Raw genomic sequence first — 14,802 nt, 5'->3', positions numbered from 1 at the left:
AGCATACCGATGTTTTTTTTCGATGGGTGTTAGTCGAAATATGCATGAGCGTTGCCGCCATAAATTGGGCTACATACCGTTCGCCTGACTGCTCATGCGATTACGCAATGGCGACACGATAAGAAAACGCCGGATGGCGCCCGCCAAACGTTAATTGTCAATTCCCGCCTCGTGTTAAAGGAACCGATTATGTCCACACTGGATAACTCACCGCGCCCGGCTGGCGGCGGCGAACTGGATAAGCAAAGCTGGCTGGAATCGCACGAAGCGGGATATCACAAGACGCTCGGTAATCGCCAGGTCCAGATGATCGCGATTGGCGGCGCAATCGGCACGGGCCTGTTTCTCGGGGCCGGCGCGCGCCTGCAGATTGCCGGTCCGTCATTGGCGATCGTCTATCTGGTATGCGGGGTGTTCTCGTTTCTGATTCTGCGCGCGCTGGGCGAACTGGTCATGCATCGCCCGAGCAGCGGCAGTTTCGTCTCTTATGCGCGGGAGTTTCTCGGCGAAAAGGCTTCGTTTGTGGCCGGTTGGATGTATTTCCTCAACTGGGCGATGACCGGCATCGTCGACATTACCGCCGTCGCGCTATACATGCATTACTGGGGCGCCTTTACCTCGGTGCCGCAATGGGTGTTTGCGCTGATTGCCCTGTGCATCGTCGCGGCCATGAACCTGATCGGCGTGAAATGGTTTGCCGAGATGGAGTTCTGGTTCGCGCTTATCAAGGTCGCCGCCATTTCGCTGTTCCTCGTGATCGGCTCGATCATCCTCGGCACCGGCGTCCACGTGGCCGGCAACAGCACGGGCGTGCATCTGATCAGCGAGAACGGCGGCTTCTTTCCGCATGGCCTGCTGCCCGCGCTGGTGCTGGTGCAAGGGGTGGTGTTCGCGTTTGCCGGCGTCGAGCTGGTCGGTACGGCCGCGGGCGAGTGCAAGGACGCGCGCAAGGTGCTGCCGCGCGCCATCAACAGCGTGATCTGGCGTATCGCCCTGTTCTATGTGGGCGCGGTCGTGCTGCTCGTCTGCCTGCTGCCGTGGAGCGCCTACAAGGCCGGGCAAAGCCCGTTCGTCACCTTCTTCGGTGCGCTCGGCGTGCCGGGCGTGGGCTCGGTGATGAACATCGTCGTGCTGTCCGCCGCGCTTTCGAGCCTGAACTCCGGCCTGTATTCGACCGGCCGGGTGCTGCGCGCGCTGTCGATGGGCGGTTCCGCGCCGCACTTCCTCTCCCGTATGAGCTCGCAATCGGTGCCTTACGCGGGTATCCTCGTGACGGTGGCGATCTACGTGGTGGGCGTGGTGCTCAACTACTTCGTGCCGTCGAGCGTGTTCGAAATCGTGCTGAACATCGCCTCGCTCGGGATTCTCAGCACCTGGGGGTTTATCGTGGTCTGCCAGATGAAGTTCCGCAAGGCGGTGGCGCGCGGCGAAGCCGAACCCGTGAGCTTCAGGATGCCCGGCGCGCCGGTGACCTCCTGGCTGACGCTGGCTTTCCTGCTGGGCGTGCTGGTGCTGATGGCATTCGACTATCCGAACGGCACCTGGACGGTCGCCTCGATTCCGCTCGTGGTGCTGCTGCTGGTCGCCGGCTGGTATGGCGTGCGCCGCCGCGCGGGCGCCATGCTGAAGCCGACCATTCCATCGGTCGCGCTCACCCAAAGCATTCTCGAAGACGAGCCGCGCTAAGGCTCGCCCAACGCAACCAGCATGGAGAACCGAAGTGACGCCATTCGATGAGATGCTGAGCTCCGCTGATGGAGTCCGCGCGCCGTACGATCTGCTCAAGCAATGGCTCGATACCCAGAACCCGGCGAACCTCGCGCAGAAGGCTCAGGATGCCGAGAGCGTGTTTCGCAAGACCGGTATTACGTTTGCTGTTTATGGCGAAGAAGAGGCGGCCGAGCGCCTGATTCCGTTCGACATCATCCCGCGCATCATTTCCGCCCAGGAATGGACGCGCCTCGCACAAGGCATCGAACAGCGCGTGATGGCGCTCAATGCGTTTCTCGACGATATCTATCACCGTCAGGAGATCGTGCGGGCCGGGCGCATTCCGAAGGAACTGATTGCGCAGAACGAAGCCTTTTTGCCGGAGATGATCGGCTTTCGGCCGCCGGGCAATGTCTACACGCATATCATCGGTGTCGATATCGTACGGACTGCAGAGAACCAGTTCTACGTGCTCGAAGACAATGCGCGCACGCCCTCCGGCGTGTCGTACATGCTGGAGAACCGCGAGACCATGATGCAGCTCTTTCCCGAGCTGTTCCAGCAGGTCAAGGTGCGGCCCGTCGAAGCCTATCCGCAGTTGTTGCGCCAGTCGCTTGCCGCGGTCTGTCCGCCCGGCGGCAACCACGCCAATCCGACCATCGCCGTGCTGACGCCCGGCATTCACAACTCGGCTTATTACGAGCATGCGTTTCTCGCCGACCAGATGGGCGTGCATCTGGTGGAGGGCAGCGATCTGCAGGTCGTGGACGGTCACGTGGCGATGCGCACCACCGAGGGTTTTCGCGCCATCGACGTGCTGTACCGGCGCCTCGACGACGCCTACCTCGATCCGCTGACGTTCCGCCGCGATTCGGTGCTGGGCGTGGCCGGCATCATGGATGTCTACCGTGCGGGCAACATCACGATCGCCAATGCGCCGGGCACCGGCATTGCCGACGATAAGGCGATCTATTCGTACATGCCGGAGATCGTCGAGTTCTATACGGGCCGCCAGTCGATGCTCGAGAACGTGCCCACATGGCGTTGCTCCGAGCCGGACAGCCTGAAGTACGTGCTGGCCCATCTCGACGAACTGGTCGTCAAGGAAGTTCATGGCTCAGGCGGCTACGGCATGCTGGTCGGGCCCACGGCTTCGAAACAGGAGCGCGAGGACTTCGCCGTGCGCTTGCGCGCGCGGCCGAACAACTACATCGCGCAGCCGACGCTCGCTCTCTCGACCACGCCGATTCTCACCGAACAGGGGCTCGCGCCGCGTCACGTCGATCTGCGGCCGTTCGTGCTGGTCTCGGATCGCATCCGCATCACGCCGGGAGGCTTGACGCGGGTGGCGCTCAAGGAAGGCTCGCTGGTCGTCAATTCGAGCCAGGGCGGCGGCACCAAAGACACGTGGGTACTGGCCGAGTAGTCAGTCGCAAACAGAAACCGGAGTGGGGCAGCACATGCTTCTTGGACGCACAGCAAGCGGGCTTTACTGGATGCACCGCTATATCGAGCGCGCGGAAAACATCGCGCGGGTGGTCGATGCGGGATTGCGCATGGCGCTCACGCGCAGCACCGACGCGCCGGCCACATGGTCGTCCGTGGTGGCGACCTCGGGGACCGAAGACGGCTTTCGGCAGAAGCACGATACCTGTACGGCGGACAGCGTCGCCGACTATCTGCTGCGCGACACCGACAATCCGTCGAGCGTGCTGTCGAGCATCGAAGCGGCGCGCTCGAACGCGCGCATGGTGCGCACCGCGCTCACGCGCGAGACCTGGGAGAGCGTCAACGAAGCGTGGATGGTGATCAAGCGGGTGCTGGCGGAGCCGGTGCAGGCGAGCGAGCTGCCGTTCGTGCTCGATCGCATCAAACGCGAAGCGGCGCTGATTCGCGGCTCGTTTCACGGCACCATGCTGCGCAACGAGATCTTCAACTTTGCGCGCATCGGCACCTTCATCGAACGCGCCGACAACACGGCGCGCATTCTCGACGTCAAATATCACCTGCTGCTGCCGGCGATCTCGTATGTCGGCACGACCCTCGACAATTACCAGTGGGAGTCGATCCTGCGCTCGGTGGATGCGCACCGCTCGTACCGCTGGGTCTACGACGTGCAGTACAAGCCCGCCAACATCGCCGACTACCTGATCCTCAACGGCCGCATGCCGCGCTCGCTGAACTTCTGCTATGTGAACATCGTCGAGAATCTGCGTCTTCTGGCGCAGGACTACGGCGTGACGCACCCTTGCCAGAGCACGGCCGGCACGACGCTCGCGACGCTGCGCGACAACACGGTCAAGCAGATCTTCGCGCATGGCCTGCACGAGTTTCTCACCGGCTTCATTGCGCAGAACAACCGGCTCGGGTTCGAAATCGCCGAGACCTACAACTTCGATTGAGTACGGCCATGCGTATCGCCATTCGCCACACTTCGCACTATCAGTACGATCAACCGGTGCCTTACGCATTGCAGCGCTTGCGGCTGCGGCCCCGCAGCGGGCCGGGACAGACGGTCATCGACTGGCAGGTCACGGTCGACGGCGTCGAGCCGGCCCTCGGCTGGACCGACGGGCTCGGCAACCGGGTGGAACTCGTGCGTCACGAGCGCAACAAGCGCGAGATCGAGATCGTCGCCGCCGGCACGGTCGACACCCAGGACCTGGCCGGCATCTACGGCGTGGCCAACGAGACGGCGCCGCCGTGGATCTTCGAGCGGGAAACGCCGCTGACCCGCGCCGGCGAGCGCGTCGAGGCGCTTGCCGCCGAGCTTCGCGCGGGCGAAGGGCAACTGGACTCGCTGCATAAGCTGATGAATGCGATCCACGGCTTGATCGCCTACGAGCCCGGCACCACCGGGGTCGGCACCGACGCCGAAACAGCCTTGCTCGAAGGGCGCGGCGTCTGCCAGGACCACACCCACGCGTTTATCGCCGTGGCGCGCCGGCTCGGCGTCCCGGCGCGCTACATCTCGGGCTATCTGCTGATGGAGGAGGTGGCGCAGCAAAGCGCGAGCCACGCCTGGGCAGAGGCGCATATCGAGGGGCTAGGGTGGGTCGGCTTCGATGCGGCCAACAACAAGTGTCCCGACGAGCGCTATGTGCGCATGGCGACCGGTCTCGACTACCGCGACGCGATGCCGGTGTCCGGCGTGCGCACCGGCGCGGGGGCGGAGACGCTGACGGTCGGGATCACGGTGACGCAGGTGCAAGGCCAGAGTCAGAGTCAAAGCCAAGGCTAGTCAGGCGGGTGGCGCGAGCGGTACACGCCGCGTCCACCTGGTATTTCTGGCCGCGGCAGTCGCCTCACACGGGCGACGCGATCTTCAAGCCGCGGGCGGGGCAGCACCGTCCCGCCAATGGCGACGCGATGATCCTCGCCGCCGCGCTCACGGAGATGGATTGAGGCGCAGCGGGTTACTTCACTGCAGGCGTCTGCGTCTCCCACCCACCCCCCAGCGCGAGGAACAGATTGGCCTGATCGAGCGCCACCTGGCCTTCCGCTGCCGCCACCTGCGCGCGCGTCGCCGTCAGCGTGCGCGTCGCATCCAGATCCGCAATGAACGACTCGCGCCCACCCACATACAGCCGGTGCGTTTCGCTGGCAGACGCCGTCGCCGATTTGAGCGCCGCTCGCAAGGCGTCGGCGCGGCTGTAGTCGGCCACGTAGGTCGCCAGACTGGTTTCGGTTTCGCGCAGTGCGTTGAGCACCACGCCATCGAAGTGGGCGAGCGCCGCGCTGCTCGCGTCCTCGGCCTCGCGCACGCGGCCACGTGCGCCGTTGGTCGGGAAGGTCCAACTGATCAGCGGTCCGAAGTTCCAGCGTGCGGTGGGCGAGGTGCCGAGATCCTCAAGGACGCCGGTCAACCCAGCCGACGCGCCGAAGCTCACGGTCGGATACAGCGTCCCGGTTGCCACGCCGATACGCGCCGTGGAGGCCGCAAGCTGCCGCTCGGCCTCGCGCACATCGGGGCGCCGTTTGAGCAAAGCCGCACCGTCGCCGACCGGCAGAGCCTGTTTGATCTGCGGCACCTTGTTGCAGGTCAGCACGGCAGGCGGCAGATCGGACGGCGCACGGGCGAGCAGCATCGCCAGTTGATACTGGGCGATCTTGCGGCGCGCGGTGTAGCGCGGCAGATCGGCCGTCAGCGATTCGACCTGGGTCTGGCCGCTCGTCACATCCGGCTGATTGCCGCGCCCGGCATCGCGCAAGCGGCGTGAGACGTCCACGCGTTGCTTCTGCAGCGCCAGCGACTGCTGCGCAACGGCCAGTTCCTCGGCCGCGGAGCAGTTCTCGAGATAGGCGCGCACCACGTTCGCCACCACGGTGATTCTGGCGAGATCGCCGGCTGCCCGGGTTGCTTCGCTATCCGCGTTCGCGGCTTCCACGCCGCGGCGCAGCTTGCCGAACAGATCGAACTCGTACGAGATGCTGACGCCGACATCGCCTTCATTCACCACAGGCAGCTTGCTGGTCAGCAGATATTGTTCAGCGGACTCCTGGGCCCGCACGAATTCCGCGGAGGACTTGCCGGAGAAGCCTCCTTGCGCCTGGGCGATGCCGAGCGCTTCCTGCGAGCGGGCCAGATTCGCTGCGGCCACGCGCAGGTCGGTGTTCGATTGCAGGGCGTCGTTGACCAGTTGCTCGAGGACCGGATCGTCGTACAGATGCCACCAGTCCGCCGGCACCGGCTGTTGCGAGACGTGCTGGCCGTCGACATCGGGCAGCGGCGCGTCGGCAAATGGCGCATTGACCATCGCGGCCTTCGGCAGCGAATAGTTCGGGCCGACGGTGCAGGCGCATAGCGCGAGCAGCAGCGGCGCGAGCGACGCCGGCGGCAGGGCGGGGAGCGTGCGCGGCAGTTTCATCGTGCGGCGCTCGCTGCGGGCTGCGGGGTGGACTGTGACCCGGACTGCGCGGCGGGCTTTATCACGGGCGCCGGCTCCGGCGCCACTGCCGAGGCCACCGTATGATCGGCCGCCTCGCGCTTGCCCAGCGACGGCGCCAGGCCACGCACGGACACCGTGGCCGTGCGCCCGGCGATCATGCGGAAGTCCTTCGGTATGTCATCGAGCGCGACGCGCACCGGAATACGTTGGGCGAGGCGCACCCAACTGAACGCCGGGTTCACGTTCGGCAGCAGGTTCGAGCCCTGGGTGCGGTCACGATCCTCGATACCGGCGACGATGCTCTGCACGTGGCCGCGCAGCACATCCGGCTCGCCCATCACCTTGATGTCGACGGCCTGGCCGATGTCGATGCCGCCCAGCTTGGTTTCCTCGAAGTAACCGTCGACGCGGAACGAATGCATGTCCACCACCGAGAGCACCGCGCGGCCCGCCGCCGCGAATTCGCCGGTACGCGGCGCCCGGTCGTTCAGGTAGCCGTCCACCGGGCTCACGACGTTGGTCCGTTGCAGATTGAGCGTCGCCGTATCGACCGCCACCGTGGCATCCGCCAACGCGGCTTCGTCCTGCTCGACGCGCGAGCGGCTTTCTTCCGCCGCTTCGCGCGCCACCAGATCGCCGAGCTGATGGTTGCGCACGTCCTCGCGGCGGGCCTGATCGAGCGTGGCGCGACGCTGCTGCAAAGTGGCTTGCGCCTGGCGCAGCGCCAGCGTATAGCGCGCCTGATCGATCACGAACAACGTCTGGCCGCGCTTGACCTGCTGGTTGTCGGTCACGGCGACCTCGGTGATGAGGCCCGACACGTCCGGTGCGACCTGGATGATATCGGCGCGCACATGACCGTCGCGGGTCCACGGCGAATACATGTAGTAGTCGACCAGCTTCCACAGGACAACGCCCGCGATCACGACGACGATCAGGGTCAGCACGATCTGACCGATGGAGAACCAGGTTTTTTTCACGTTATGAGCCGGTGCGAAACGATGACGACAAGACCCAGCACCAGCACATAGATGCCGAGATCGAAAATGGAGCGGTGCCAGACGAAGCGATAGAAGCCGGTGCGCGCGAGCAGCGCGCGCAGCACGAGGTTGATCAGATAGGCGACGAACATCAGCACGAGCACGCTCGGTACGAACACGCCGAAGATATCGATCTCGCCGATCATGGTTCGGATTGCTGAGGTGAGGTCAAGGGGCTCATCAGGCGACAGGTTCCTCTTTAGGTGCAGCGGGCGGAGTCAGCGAAGCGATCGTGGCCGGAAACAACGACAGGCGCAGGCCGACCAGCGCATGCAGCGCGTCGCGCAACTGGCGCCCGGAGAGGGGCGTGCCGCTCGCCGCGTTGGCGAGGCCCTGCGCGGTGATCCTCGCGAGCGCCGCATCGATGGTGGACATCAGGCTCTCGGGCACCGGCTGGCGCACGCGGTGCTCGATGCAGGTTTCGAAGTGACCGCGGATGCCGTCGAGTACGCCGTCGATCGCAGCGGGCGCTTCCCCGCCTAGCTTCAGACGCAGACGGCGCAGGTCGAGCGCGTTGAAGGCGATGCGCAGGTCGCGGAAACTTTCGATGGACGGATGGCGGTGGTCGTCGGTCGCCGCGAGCCGCGGAATCAGTTGCATCAGGCGGTCGAGCATGCGTGCAGCGAGATTGCGCTGATCCTCGATCGGCTTGGTCGACGCGCTCAGCACCACGTCGGCCCAGCTCGAACGCAACAGGCGGGCCGCTGCGAGTTCGGCGCCGAACGGCCGCGTCACCTTGGTCCACAGGAAGGCGTACAGGAGGCCCGCAAGACCCGCGAGATTGCTGTTGATGAAGACGAAGAAGTCCGCGTCGTAGGCATCCTGGATGCTGATGAAGGTGGCGGTGTTGACGGCCACCAGCATCGTCGCGAGATTGAACTGCGGACGCGGGATCAGCGTGCCGACCAGAATGAACGGTCCGGCAAACAGGATCACCAGCATCGGGAAATCGTGCACGTGCGGCAGCACCGCGAACAGGTACAGCCCGGCAAGCGCGACGCTCGCGGCAGTCGCGGTGAAGAACTTGAACACTTGCGGCGCGGGTTCGTCGAGCGCGGCAAAGAAGCAGCAGGCCACGGCGGCCAGCGTGACCGCGCCGGCGCCGTCGTTCCAGCCCGAGCTGATCCACAGCACGCACGCGAGGATGATGGCGCCGACCGCCGAGCCGGTCGAAAACAGCATGATGCCGCGGTCGAAATAGCGCTCGGTGCCGCCGAGCCGCCAATGACGGAAGCGCGGCTGCCAGGTGCTGCTTCCCGTGATGTCTTCTGTGACGATGATGCGGCGCAGCGCGCAGCAATCCTGCCAGACGTCGATCAGTTGTTTGAGGCGCCACAGCGCATTCGACAGCAGGGCGCCTTCCCAACTGGCCAGCTCGGCGGGCGCCGGCTCCAGCGCGGCGACGCGCTCGCGCAGCGCATCGGCGGCGAGGCCGGGCCGCGCGTCGTCACGGGCCGCCCGCAATGGCGTGTTGAACCAGTTGACGACATCGGCGAGCAGCGCTTCGAGTCCGGCAGGACGCTCCCGCTGGCTGCCGAGCAGGGCGACCAGCGGGTCGGCGAGCGACGACATGATCGGCAGCAGCAGTTGCATGCGGCCGCGCAGGGCGTGCGCGCGGCTCAGCACGTCGGGGCGGGTGTGGTCGTAGGCAAGCTGGCTCAACAGCAGTTCGAGGCCGTTGACAGTGGCCGCGAGCCGCTGGCGGCAGGCCGAGATCGAGGCGCCGGCAATCCGTCCGGAGAGCGTTTCGGTGGCGTAGAACACGGCGTCGCGAAACCAGCCGTCGGTGCGCTCGATGATGGAGGGCGCCAGCCGGTTCGGAAACACCGCGCCGCCGACGACGCTTGCGCAGACGATGCCGAGCAGGATCTCCTCGGTGCGGGTGATGGCGAGGTCGAATATGTTGGTGGGGTTGAACACCGCGGGCAACGCGATCAGCGGCATGGTGTAGCCCGCCAGCATGAAGACGTAGCTGCGCGCGGTCCGGTCGGAGATGGCCAGATACAGCAGGGTGCCGGTCCAGAGCGCCACCACCACGCTGAACAGGTAGGGCGATTCCACGAAGGGCGGCACGAACAGCACCGCCGCCGAGGCGCCGATGGCGGTGCCGAGCGCGCGATAGAGCGCCTTCGAACGGGTCGCGCCGACAAACGGATTCGAGACGATATAGACGGTCGCCATGGCCCAGTACGGGCGCGGCAATTCGAACGCGAGCCCGATGTAGAGCGCGAGCATGGCCGCCGCAAAGGTCTTGACCGAGAACAGCCAGTCGCGCAGTGAAGGGTAGACCATCGGTGTCGGGCGGCGATTGGGGGGCGTGGGGCGGGGCCTCGCCGGTGCGGCGGCGGGCCTTCTCCGAAAGGTGAATGATAAATGAGTCTGTCCCGCTAGTGCGCTTCGAACCGCATTGCGGGCATGCGTGGATTGCGGTGTCCGCAGGCGGCGTTTCATATGGATCGAAGAAATCCTTGGTTCGCGCCGGCACGTGCTTCTTTTATCGTTCTTCCCGGTCATCAAAACAACACCTCGACTACGGGAAATCACCCTATGAAAAAGCGCCTTTCTCTTCTGGCGGTGCCTGCCGGCATGCTCCTGTCCGCCGGTGCGCATGCGCAAAGCAGCGTCACCCTGTACGGCATTGTCGACGCCGGTATCGCCTACGTGCACAACGCGCAAAGCAGCAACGGCCAGAACCAGTCCACGCTGGTCAAGTTCAGCAGCGGCAATGTCCAGGGCAGCCGCTGGGGCCTCAAGGGCACGGAAGATCTGGGCGGCGGGCTGGCGGCCATCTTCCAGTTGGAAAACGGCTTCAACGTGGGCACGGGCGCGCTCGGCCAGGGCAGCCGCGAGTTCGGCCGCAAGGCGGTGGTGGGATTGAGCGGCAACAGGTGGGGTACGGTGACGCTGGGCCGCCAGTACGACCCGGTCGTCGATCTGGTCCAGGGGCTCACCGAAGACGCCTACTTCGGCGGCGTCTTCGGCACGCCCGGCGACCTCGACAACTACGACAACAGCTTGCGCGTCAGCAACTCGATCAAGTACGTCAGCCCGGTCTACAGCGGCTTCCAGATCGAAGCGCTGTATGGCCTCGGCGGCGTGGCCGGCGCGACCGGCAGCGGCCGCACTTACAGCTTCGGCGCGGCCTATGGGAACGGACCGCTGTCGCTCGGCGCCGGCTATTTCTATACCAATGGCGGCAATACGCTGAGCAACGGCGTGCGCACCTGGACCAGCAGCTCGGACAGCCTGTTCAATACGGTGATCAACTCGGGCTTTGCGAGCGCCCGGTCGATCCAGATTGCCAAGGTGGGCGGCCAGTATGTGATTGGTGCGGCGACGCTCGGCGCGGCCTATTCGAATACGCAGTACGGCAGCGATGCGTTCTCCGTGTTCCGCGAAACGGCGAAGTTCAACAACGGCTCGGTGTTCTTCAACTACCAGTTCACGCCGGCGCTGCGTGCGGGCGTGGGCTATAACTACACGTCATTGACGGGGCCGTCGTCGGCGCACTATAACCAGGTCAACCTTGGCGGCGACTATTCCGTGTCTAAACGCACCGATCTCTACGCGCTGTTCGGCTACCAGAAGGCGAGCGGCAAGACCTTGAATTCGAGCGGCGCAACGGTGAACGCGGAGGCGTCGATCGGCGACTTTGGCGTGAATTCGGGCAGCAACTCTCAGGATGTGGCTGTTGTGGGGATTCGTCATAAGTTCTAAGCAGGCAGGGCGGCCGGCTGACCGGCTTCGCTTGTTGAGCAAAGGGCCTGCGGTGCGAACCGCAGGCCCTTTTTGCTGGGTTGGGTGCAATCGATGCCGGGTGCATCATGGGTGCGCCGCGGACGCAGACGCGGACGCAGGCCAGGCGAACTGCGTGGCATAGACCGTTTGCACGGTCGCACACTAGAATCGGGTGCGATGACCTCGTGTGGCCGGCACCTGCCGCCGCTCCCCGGCACTCAATCCGCAAAGGCCTGCAAACATGAGAGACAAGCCTGCCCACTTTATTCGTCTGCATGGCGCACAGTGGTTGCGCCGGACTTCGCGCCGGGTGCGCGCTCACGCTTTGTTGTTGCTGGCGACGGCAAGCGCGCCGCTTTGCGCGCTGGCACAAGCCACAGCCGCGACCCTTCAGCCGCCCAGTGGCGCGTCCTCTGCCACTGTGTCCCTGCAGCCGGCCAGCGGCGCGTCCGTCGCCTCCCTGCTGCCGGGTCTTGTGCGCGAGCGCATCGGACTGCCAATCAATCTGCCCGACGGCGCCAGGCCGACGCTCGAAGCGCTGGTCGTGCGTCCGGATCGTCCCGGGCGCTGGCCGCTGGTATTGATGACGCCCGGCACGCCGCGTAGCTCGGGAGCCGGTGTGACGGACCGGGCGCCGGAGCTGCTGCTGAACGCGGCGGTGGCTTTCGCGCAGCACGGTTACGCGGCGGTGGTGGTGTTGCGCCGCGGCTTCGGCCGCTCCGACGGGCCGTATGCGGAGAGCAGCGGTTCGTGCCGCAACTAGGACTATCTCGGACCGGGCAAGGCGTCCGCCGACGACGTGCTCGGCGCGCTGGAAGCCTTGCGCGCGCAACCTTGGGTGGATGGCCAGCGCGTGCTTCTGCTCGGCAAATCCACCGGCGGTTTTGCGGTGCTGGCGGCCGCGGCGCGCAACCCGCAAGGCGTGGTGGGCGTGCTGGATTTCGCCGGCGGCCGCGGTTCGAGCCGCCCGGACTATGTGTGCCGCCCGGATCAACTGGTGGCGGCGGTCGGCGAATATGGTGCGACCGCGAAAATTCCGAGCCAGTGGGTCTGGTCGGATAACGACCATTACTTCAGTCCTGAGCTCGCTAACCAGATGCTCAGCGCTTATACCGCGCACGGTGCCCAGGCGCAGCTCACGGTGCTGCCGGCGTTTCACGAGGACGGGCATGAACTGCTCTACGAAGCCCCTGCCGATGCCTGGTGGCCGAGCGTCGAACCTTTCCTGAAGTCGTTGAACCTGCCGACCGGGATGGTGGTCGAATTGCCCGCGTTGGCCGCATTGCCGCAGCCGGAGGGTCTGAATCGCGGCTGCCAGGAGCGCTTCAACGACTACGGCGCGTGGCGCAATGAGGGCAAGGCGTTCGTGACCGCGCAAGGCGGTCACTGCAACCTCGACCTGACGGAGCGTACTGCGCAGGAGGCCGCTCAGCACGCGTTGGAACACTGCCAGGCGAAGTGGTCCGAGTGCAAGGTTTATGCGCTGGGTCAGCAGGTCGTACCGTAGGCGGACCGTGCCGCGCCGCGACGTGGCTTCGCTGAGAAGACCTGACGAAAGCTCGCCGCGCGAAAGCACGGCGCGCACTGCGCCACCGGCACGTTCCGAGGCGATCCGCCGATAACGCTCATGCTGCCGGAGCGCGTTCTGCTCATGCTACGATCGACGCAGAGCACGAAGGAGACACCCATGCGTCCGGAGACCGTCGCGAGGTTCGAGCGCGAATTTGCCCCCCGTATTGCCGCCACCATTGCCGGATTGTTCGACACCGGTGTCCACGCCGAAGTCGTGCCTTACCGCGGCCACGGCCACCCGACCTGCGTGAGGGTCTGGGCCGGGCCGATCGAAGTATTGCGGCACTATCCCCACCCGCTCAACCTGCACCTGACCTGGGACAGCGACGAGATCGAACGCCTGATGAGCGAAGGCGGCGAGGCGCGCTTTGCCGGATACCTGAATGCCATCCCGCGCAAGCTCGATGCATGGCGCAACGCCCGCGAAATCGATTTTCGTTCGCATACCCAAGGAGAGCCGGAAGTCCTGCTAGGCGGTCTCGACTTCGAGTCTTGACGCCCACCATGCCGTGTGCTGTCGTCCGCCTATGACCTCGTTTGGTAGTACCGCCATAGCTTCATGATCGCGATATAAGCGCCGATTGCAACGAGCAATTCAATGGTTACCCATACCAAGATGTACAAATCTTCAGGATCGCGAATACCGAGCGCCTGCGATGTGTACAACCATGCGCGCATTTCTGTCTGTGACCACTCATAGTGAAGCGGGCGCACGAAAATGAATGACAGAAGGAACAGGCCTAAAAACAGCACAACTTTATGCGCGTTACGGACAGGTGCGGACATTCTCATTCGCTATTTCTCGGCGCGACCCTTTTTGCCGCGATAGCACCTCCATAGCCTCATGATCGCCACATAGGCAAGCGCCGCGACGATCAGTTCGATCGTCACCCACACCATGAAATACAAGTCGCTGGGGTCCTCGATGCCGAGCCAATCCGAAGCACGCCACCAAGCACGCGCTTCGCTTGCTGTCCACTTATCGGATAGCGGGATATAGCGAGCGGAAATAAGAAACAACCCGATAAACAGCGCGACCTTGAATAGTCTGCGGACAAGTGCGGACATTCTCATTCGCTATTTCTCGGCGCGACCCTTTTTGCCGCGATAGCACCTCCATAGCCTCATGATCGCCACATAGGCAAGCGCCGCCACGATCAGTTCGATCGTCAGCCAGACCGCGAAATACAAGTTCTCGGGATCGTCTACACCGAGCCAGTCCGACGCACGAATCCATGCGCGCGTTTCGGCTAGTGTCCACTCATTGGACAGCGGGATATAACGGACTGAAAGAAGAAGCAACCCGATAAACAGCGCGACCTTGAATAGCCTACGGACAAGTATTGCCATGCGTGATGACCTCGATTGTCCCGTATGAGTTAAGCCCTGAATTGCCAGCAGCGATGGTTTTGGTGTGCAGCAGCGCCGTACGGATTCTCAGGAAATCAACACGGCTCGGAAGAGTAATGCAGCCGAATGACAAGCCCGAACCACCTGCTGGATGCAACCGGAACTGCCCACGCTTGACACCATTGACCCACGTCACGTCGTCAATCATCCCGTCATCCCGATACAGTGCAAACCATTCGCTGTGATCGGACGGATTCCCCTTGTAGAAATTCCACTCATCTTTAAACCACGCTTGAACCTTGGAGCCTACGCCACCAGTAGGACGCGCGACGATCCAGTACTTACCGGCTGGAATAGGTCCCTTGCTGGCCATCGCCGTGCATCCGCCCCGGCTCCGATAGATTTCATCGCCCGAAAATGCGTCGTATGTACCAATACCATCAATCGTGAGCGGTGACAGCCATTTATTATCAACAATAAATTTTCCAGTAAGAGCCATTGTC

At 64.2% G+C, this 14,802-nt stretch carries 16 protein-coding genes and 1 pseudogene; 9 read left to right on the top strand and 8 right to left on the bottom strand.

The window, feature by feature from the left end:
* Window positions 1-189 precede the first annotated feature (189 nt).
* From ansP to AC1ECK_RS15670, 5 genes are read left to right on the top strand one after another with little or no spacing between them, the layout of a single operon-like run.
* Complete coding sequence (gene ansP / locus AC1ECK_RS15690; protein ID WP_480320629.1) at window positions 190-1,686, top strand: L-asparagine permease; 1,497 nt, start codon at window positions 190-192, stop codon at window positions 1,684-1,686.
* Window positions 1,687-1,738: 52 nt separating this feature from the next.
* Complete coding sequence (locus AC1ECK_RS15685; RefSeq protein ID WP_480320647.1) at window positions 1,739-3,136, top strand: circularly permuted type 2 ATP-grasp protein; 1,398 nt, start codon at window positions 1,739-1,741, stop codon at window positions 3,134-3,136.
* Window positions 3,137-3,170: 34 nt separating this feature from the next.
* A complete protein-coding gene (locus tag AC1ECK_RS15680; protein WP_480320627.1) occupies window positions 3,171-4,112 on the top strand; it encodes an alpha-E domain-containing protein in 942 nt (313 codons plus the stop codon).
* 8 nt (window positions 4,113-4,120) lie between these two features.
* Window positions 4,121-4,951, top strand: coding sequence for a transglutaminase family protein (locus AC1ECK_RS15675; protein ID WP_480320625.1), 831 nt, complete (start codon window positions 4,121-4,123; stop codon window positions 4,949-4,951).
* 8 nt (window positions 4,952-4,959) lie between these two features.
* On the top strand, window positions 4,960-5,115 hold the full coding sequence (locus tag AC1ECK_RS15670) for a hypothetical protein (RefSeq protein ID WP_480320623.1): 156 nt from the start codon (window positions 4,960-4,962) through the stop codon (window positions 5,113-5,115).
* A gap of 11 nt (window positions 5,116-5,126) precedes the next feature.
* Here AC1ECK_RS15670 and AC1ECK_RS15665 read toward each other — a convergent pair whose 3' ends face one another.
* The 4 genes from AC1ECK_RS15665 to AC1ECK_RS15650 are packed head-to-tail and all read right to left on the bottom strand — an operon-like array spanning window position 5,127 to window position 9,931.
* On the bottom strand, window positions 5,127-6,578 hold the full coding sequence (locus AC1ECK_RS15665; protein WP_480320621.1) for an efflux transporter outer membrane subunit: 1,452 nt from the start codon (window positions 6,576-6,578) through the stop codon (window positions 5,127-5,129).
* The gene (locus AC1ECK_RS15660; RefSeq protein WP_480320619.1) at window positions 6,575-7,579 is read right to left on the bottom strand and encodes an efflux RND transporter periplasmic adaptor subunit; all 1,005 of its coding nucleotides are present in this window, start codon (window positions 7,577-7,579) and stop codon (window positions 6,575-6,577) included. The genes AC1ECK_RS15665 and AC1ECK_RS15660 overlap by 4 nt, the downstream gene beginning before the upstream one ends.
* Window positions 7,576-7,785: a DUF1656 domain-containing protein gene (locus AC1ECK_RS15655; RefSeq protein ID WP_480320617.1), complete on the bottom strand. Its 210-nt coding sequence runs from the start codon at window positions 7,783-7,785 to the stop codon at window positions 7,576-7,578. The genes AC1ECK_RS15660 and AC1ECK_RS15655 overlap by 4 nt, the downstream gene beginning before the upstream one ends.
* A gap of 34 nt (window positions 7,786-7,819) precedes the next feature.
* Window positions 7,820-9,931, bottom strand: coding sequence for an FUSC family protein (locus AC1ECK_RS15650; protein ID WP_480320615.1), 2,112 nt, complete (start codon window positions 9,929-9,931; stop codon window positions 7,820-7,822).
* A gap of 255 nt (window positions 9,932-10,186) precedes the next feature.
* Here AC1ECK_RS15650 and AC1ECK_RS15645 point away from each other — a divergent pair, with 255 nt between their 5' ends.
* The 4 genes and pseudogenes from AC1ECK_RS15645 to AC1ECK_RS15630 all read left to right on the top strand — a co-directional run bounded on the left by AC1ECK_RS15645 (window position 10,187) and on the right by AC1ECK_RS15630 (window position 13,445).
* Complete coding sequence (locus AC1ECK_RS15645; protein WP_480320613.1) at window positions 10,187-11,356, top strand: porin; 1,170 nt, start codon at window positions 10,187-10,189, stop codon at window positions 11,354-11,356.
* Window positions 11,357-11,618: 262 nt separating this feature from the next.
* On the top strand, window positions 11,619-12,140 hold the full coding sequence (locus AC1ECK_RS15640) for an alpha/beta hydrolase family protein (protein ID WP_480320611.1): 522 nt from the start codon (window positions 11,619-11,621) through the stop codon (window positions 12,138-12,140).
* A 27-nt stretch (window positions 12,141-12,167) separates the two neighbouring features.
* Window positions 12,168-12,884 (top strand): annotated as a pseudogene (locus tag AC1ECK_RS15635) (dienelactone hydrolase family protein); the annotation flags it as partial.
* Between the two features lie 180 nt (window positions 12,885-13,064).
* On the top strand, window positions 13,065-13,445 hold the full coding sequence (locus AC1ECK_RS15630; protein WP_480320609.1) for a DUF5594 family protein: 381 nt from the start codon (window positions 13,065-13,067) through the stop codon (window positions 13,443-13,445).
* Window positions 13,446-13,474: 29 nt separating this feature from the next.
* Here the strand turns inward: AC1ECK_RS15630 and AC1ECK_RS15625 are convergent, their stop codons facing one another.
* The 4 genes from AC1ECK_RS15625 to AC1ECK_RS15610 are packed head-to-tail and all read right to left on the bottom strand — an operon-like array spanning window position 13,475 to window position 14,798.
* A complete protein-coding gene (locus AC1ECK_RS15625; RefSeq protein ID WP_480320607.1) occupies window positions 13,475-13,741 on the bottom strand; it encodes a hypothetical protein in 267 nt (88 codons plus the stop codon).
* Window positions 13,742-13,744: 3 nt separating this feature from the next.
* Window positions 13,745-14,017, bottom strand: a complete 273-nt coding sequence (locus AC1ECK_RS15620; protein WP_480320605.1) for a hypothetical protein — start codon at window positions 14,015-14,017, stop codon at window positions 13,745-13,747.
* A gap of 9 nt (window positions 14,018-14,026) precedes the next feature.
* Entirely contained in the window at window positions 14,027-14,299 is a 273-nt protein-coding gene (locus AC1ECK_RS15615; RefSeq protein ID WP_480320603.1) for a hypothetical protein, read from the bottom strand.
* Window positions 14,280-14,798 (bottom strand): DUF2778 domain-containing protein, encoded by a 519-nt coding sequence (locus tag AC1ECK_RS15610; RefSeq protein WP_480320601.1) that lies wholly within the window; start codon window positions 14,796-14,798, stop codon window positions 14,280-14,282. The genes AC1ECK_RS15615 and AC1ECK_RS15610 overlap by 20 nt, the downstream gene beginning before the upstream one ends.
* Window positions 14,799-14,802 lie beyond the last annotated feature (4 nt).

The sequence above is a fragment of the Paraburkholderia sp. SSBN10T genome, from assembly GCF_056619545.1.
Note: the sequence above shows the minus strand (reverse complement) of the source record. Positions and strands in the feature narration are given on the sequence as shown.

What these genes read in the sequence shown, in the direction of transcription:
- ansP (WP_480320629.1), top strand. Translation starts at nt 190, where the DNA reads ATGTCCACACTGGATAACTCACCGCGCCCGGCTGGCGGCGGCGAACTG.
- AC1ECK_RS15685 (WP_480320647.1), top strand. Translation starts at nt 1,739, where the DNA reads ATGCTGAGCTCCGCTGATGGAGTCCGCGCGCCGTACGATCTGCTCAAG.
- AC1ECK_RS15680 (WP_480320627.1), top strand. Translation starts at nt 3,171, where the DNA reads ATGCTTCTTGGACGCACAGCAAGCGGGCTTTACTGGATGCACCGCTAT.
- AC1ECK_RS15675 (WP_480320625.1), top strand. Translation starts at nt 4,121, where the DNA reads ATGCGTATCGCCATTCGCCACACTTCGCACTATCAGTACGATCAACCG.
- AC1ECK_RS15665 (WP_480320621.1), bottom strand. Translation starts at nt 6,578, where the DNA reads ATGAAACTGCCGCGCACGCTCCCCGCCCTGCCGCCGGCGTCGCTCGCG.
- AC1ECK_RS15655 (WP_480320617.1), bottom strand. Translation starts at nt 7,785, where the DNA reads ATGATCGGCGAGATCGATATCTTCGGCGTGTTCGTACCGAGCGTGCTC.
- AC1ECK_RS15650 (WP_480320615.1), bottom strand. Translation starts at nt 9,931, where the DNA reads ATGGTCTACCCTTCACTGCGCGACTGGCTGTTCTCGGTCAAGACCTTT.
- AC1ECK_RS15645 (WP_480320613.1), top strand. Translation starts at nt 10,187, where the DNA reads ATGAAAAAGCGCCTTTCTCTTCTGGCGGTGCCTGCCGGCATGCTCCTG.
- AC1ECK_RS15640 (WP_480320611.1), top strand. Translation starts at nt 11,619, where the DNA reads ATGAGAGACAAGCCTGCCCACTTTATTCGTCTGCATGGCGCACAGTGG.
- AC1ECK_RS15630 (WP_480320609.1), top strand. Translation starts at nt 13,065, where the DNA reads ATGCGTCCGGAGACCGTCGCGAGGTTCGAGCGCGAATTTGCCCCCCGT.
- AC1ECK_RS15625 (WP_480320607.1), bottom strand. Translation starts at nt 13,741, where the DNA reads ATGAGAATGTCCGCACCTGTCCGTAACGCGCATAAAGTTGTGCTGTTT.
- AC1ECK_RS15620 (WP_480320605.1), bottom strand. Translation starts at nt 14,017, where the DNA reads ATGTCCGCACTTGTCCGCAGACTATTCAAGGTCGCGCTGTTTATCGGG.
- AC1ECK_RS15615 (WP_480320603.1), bottom strand. Translation starts at nt 14,299, where the DNA reads ATGGCAATACTTGTCCGTAGGCTATTCAAGGTCGCGCTGTTTATCGGG.
- AC1ECK_RS15610 (WP_480320601.1), bottom strand. Translation starts at nt 14,798, where the DNA reads ATGGCTCTTACTGGAAAATTTATTGTTGATAATAAATGGCTGTCACCG.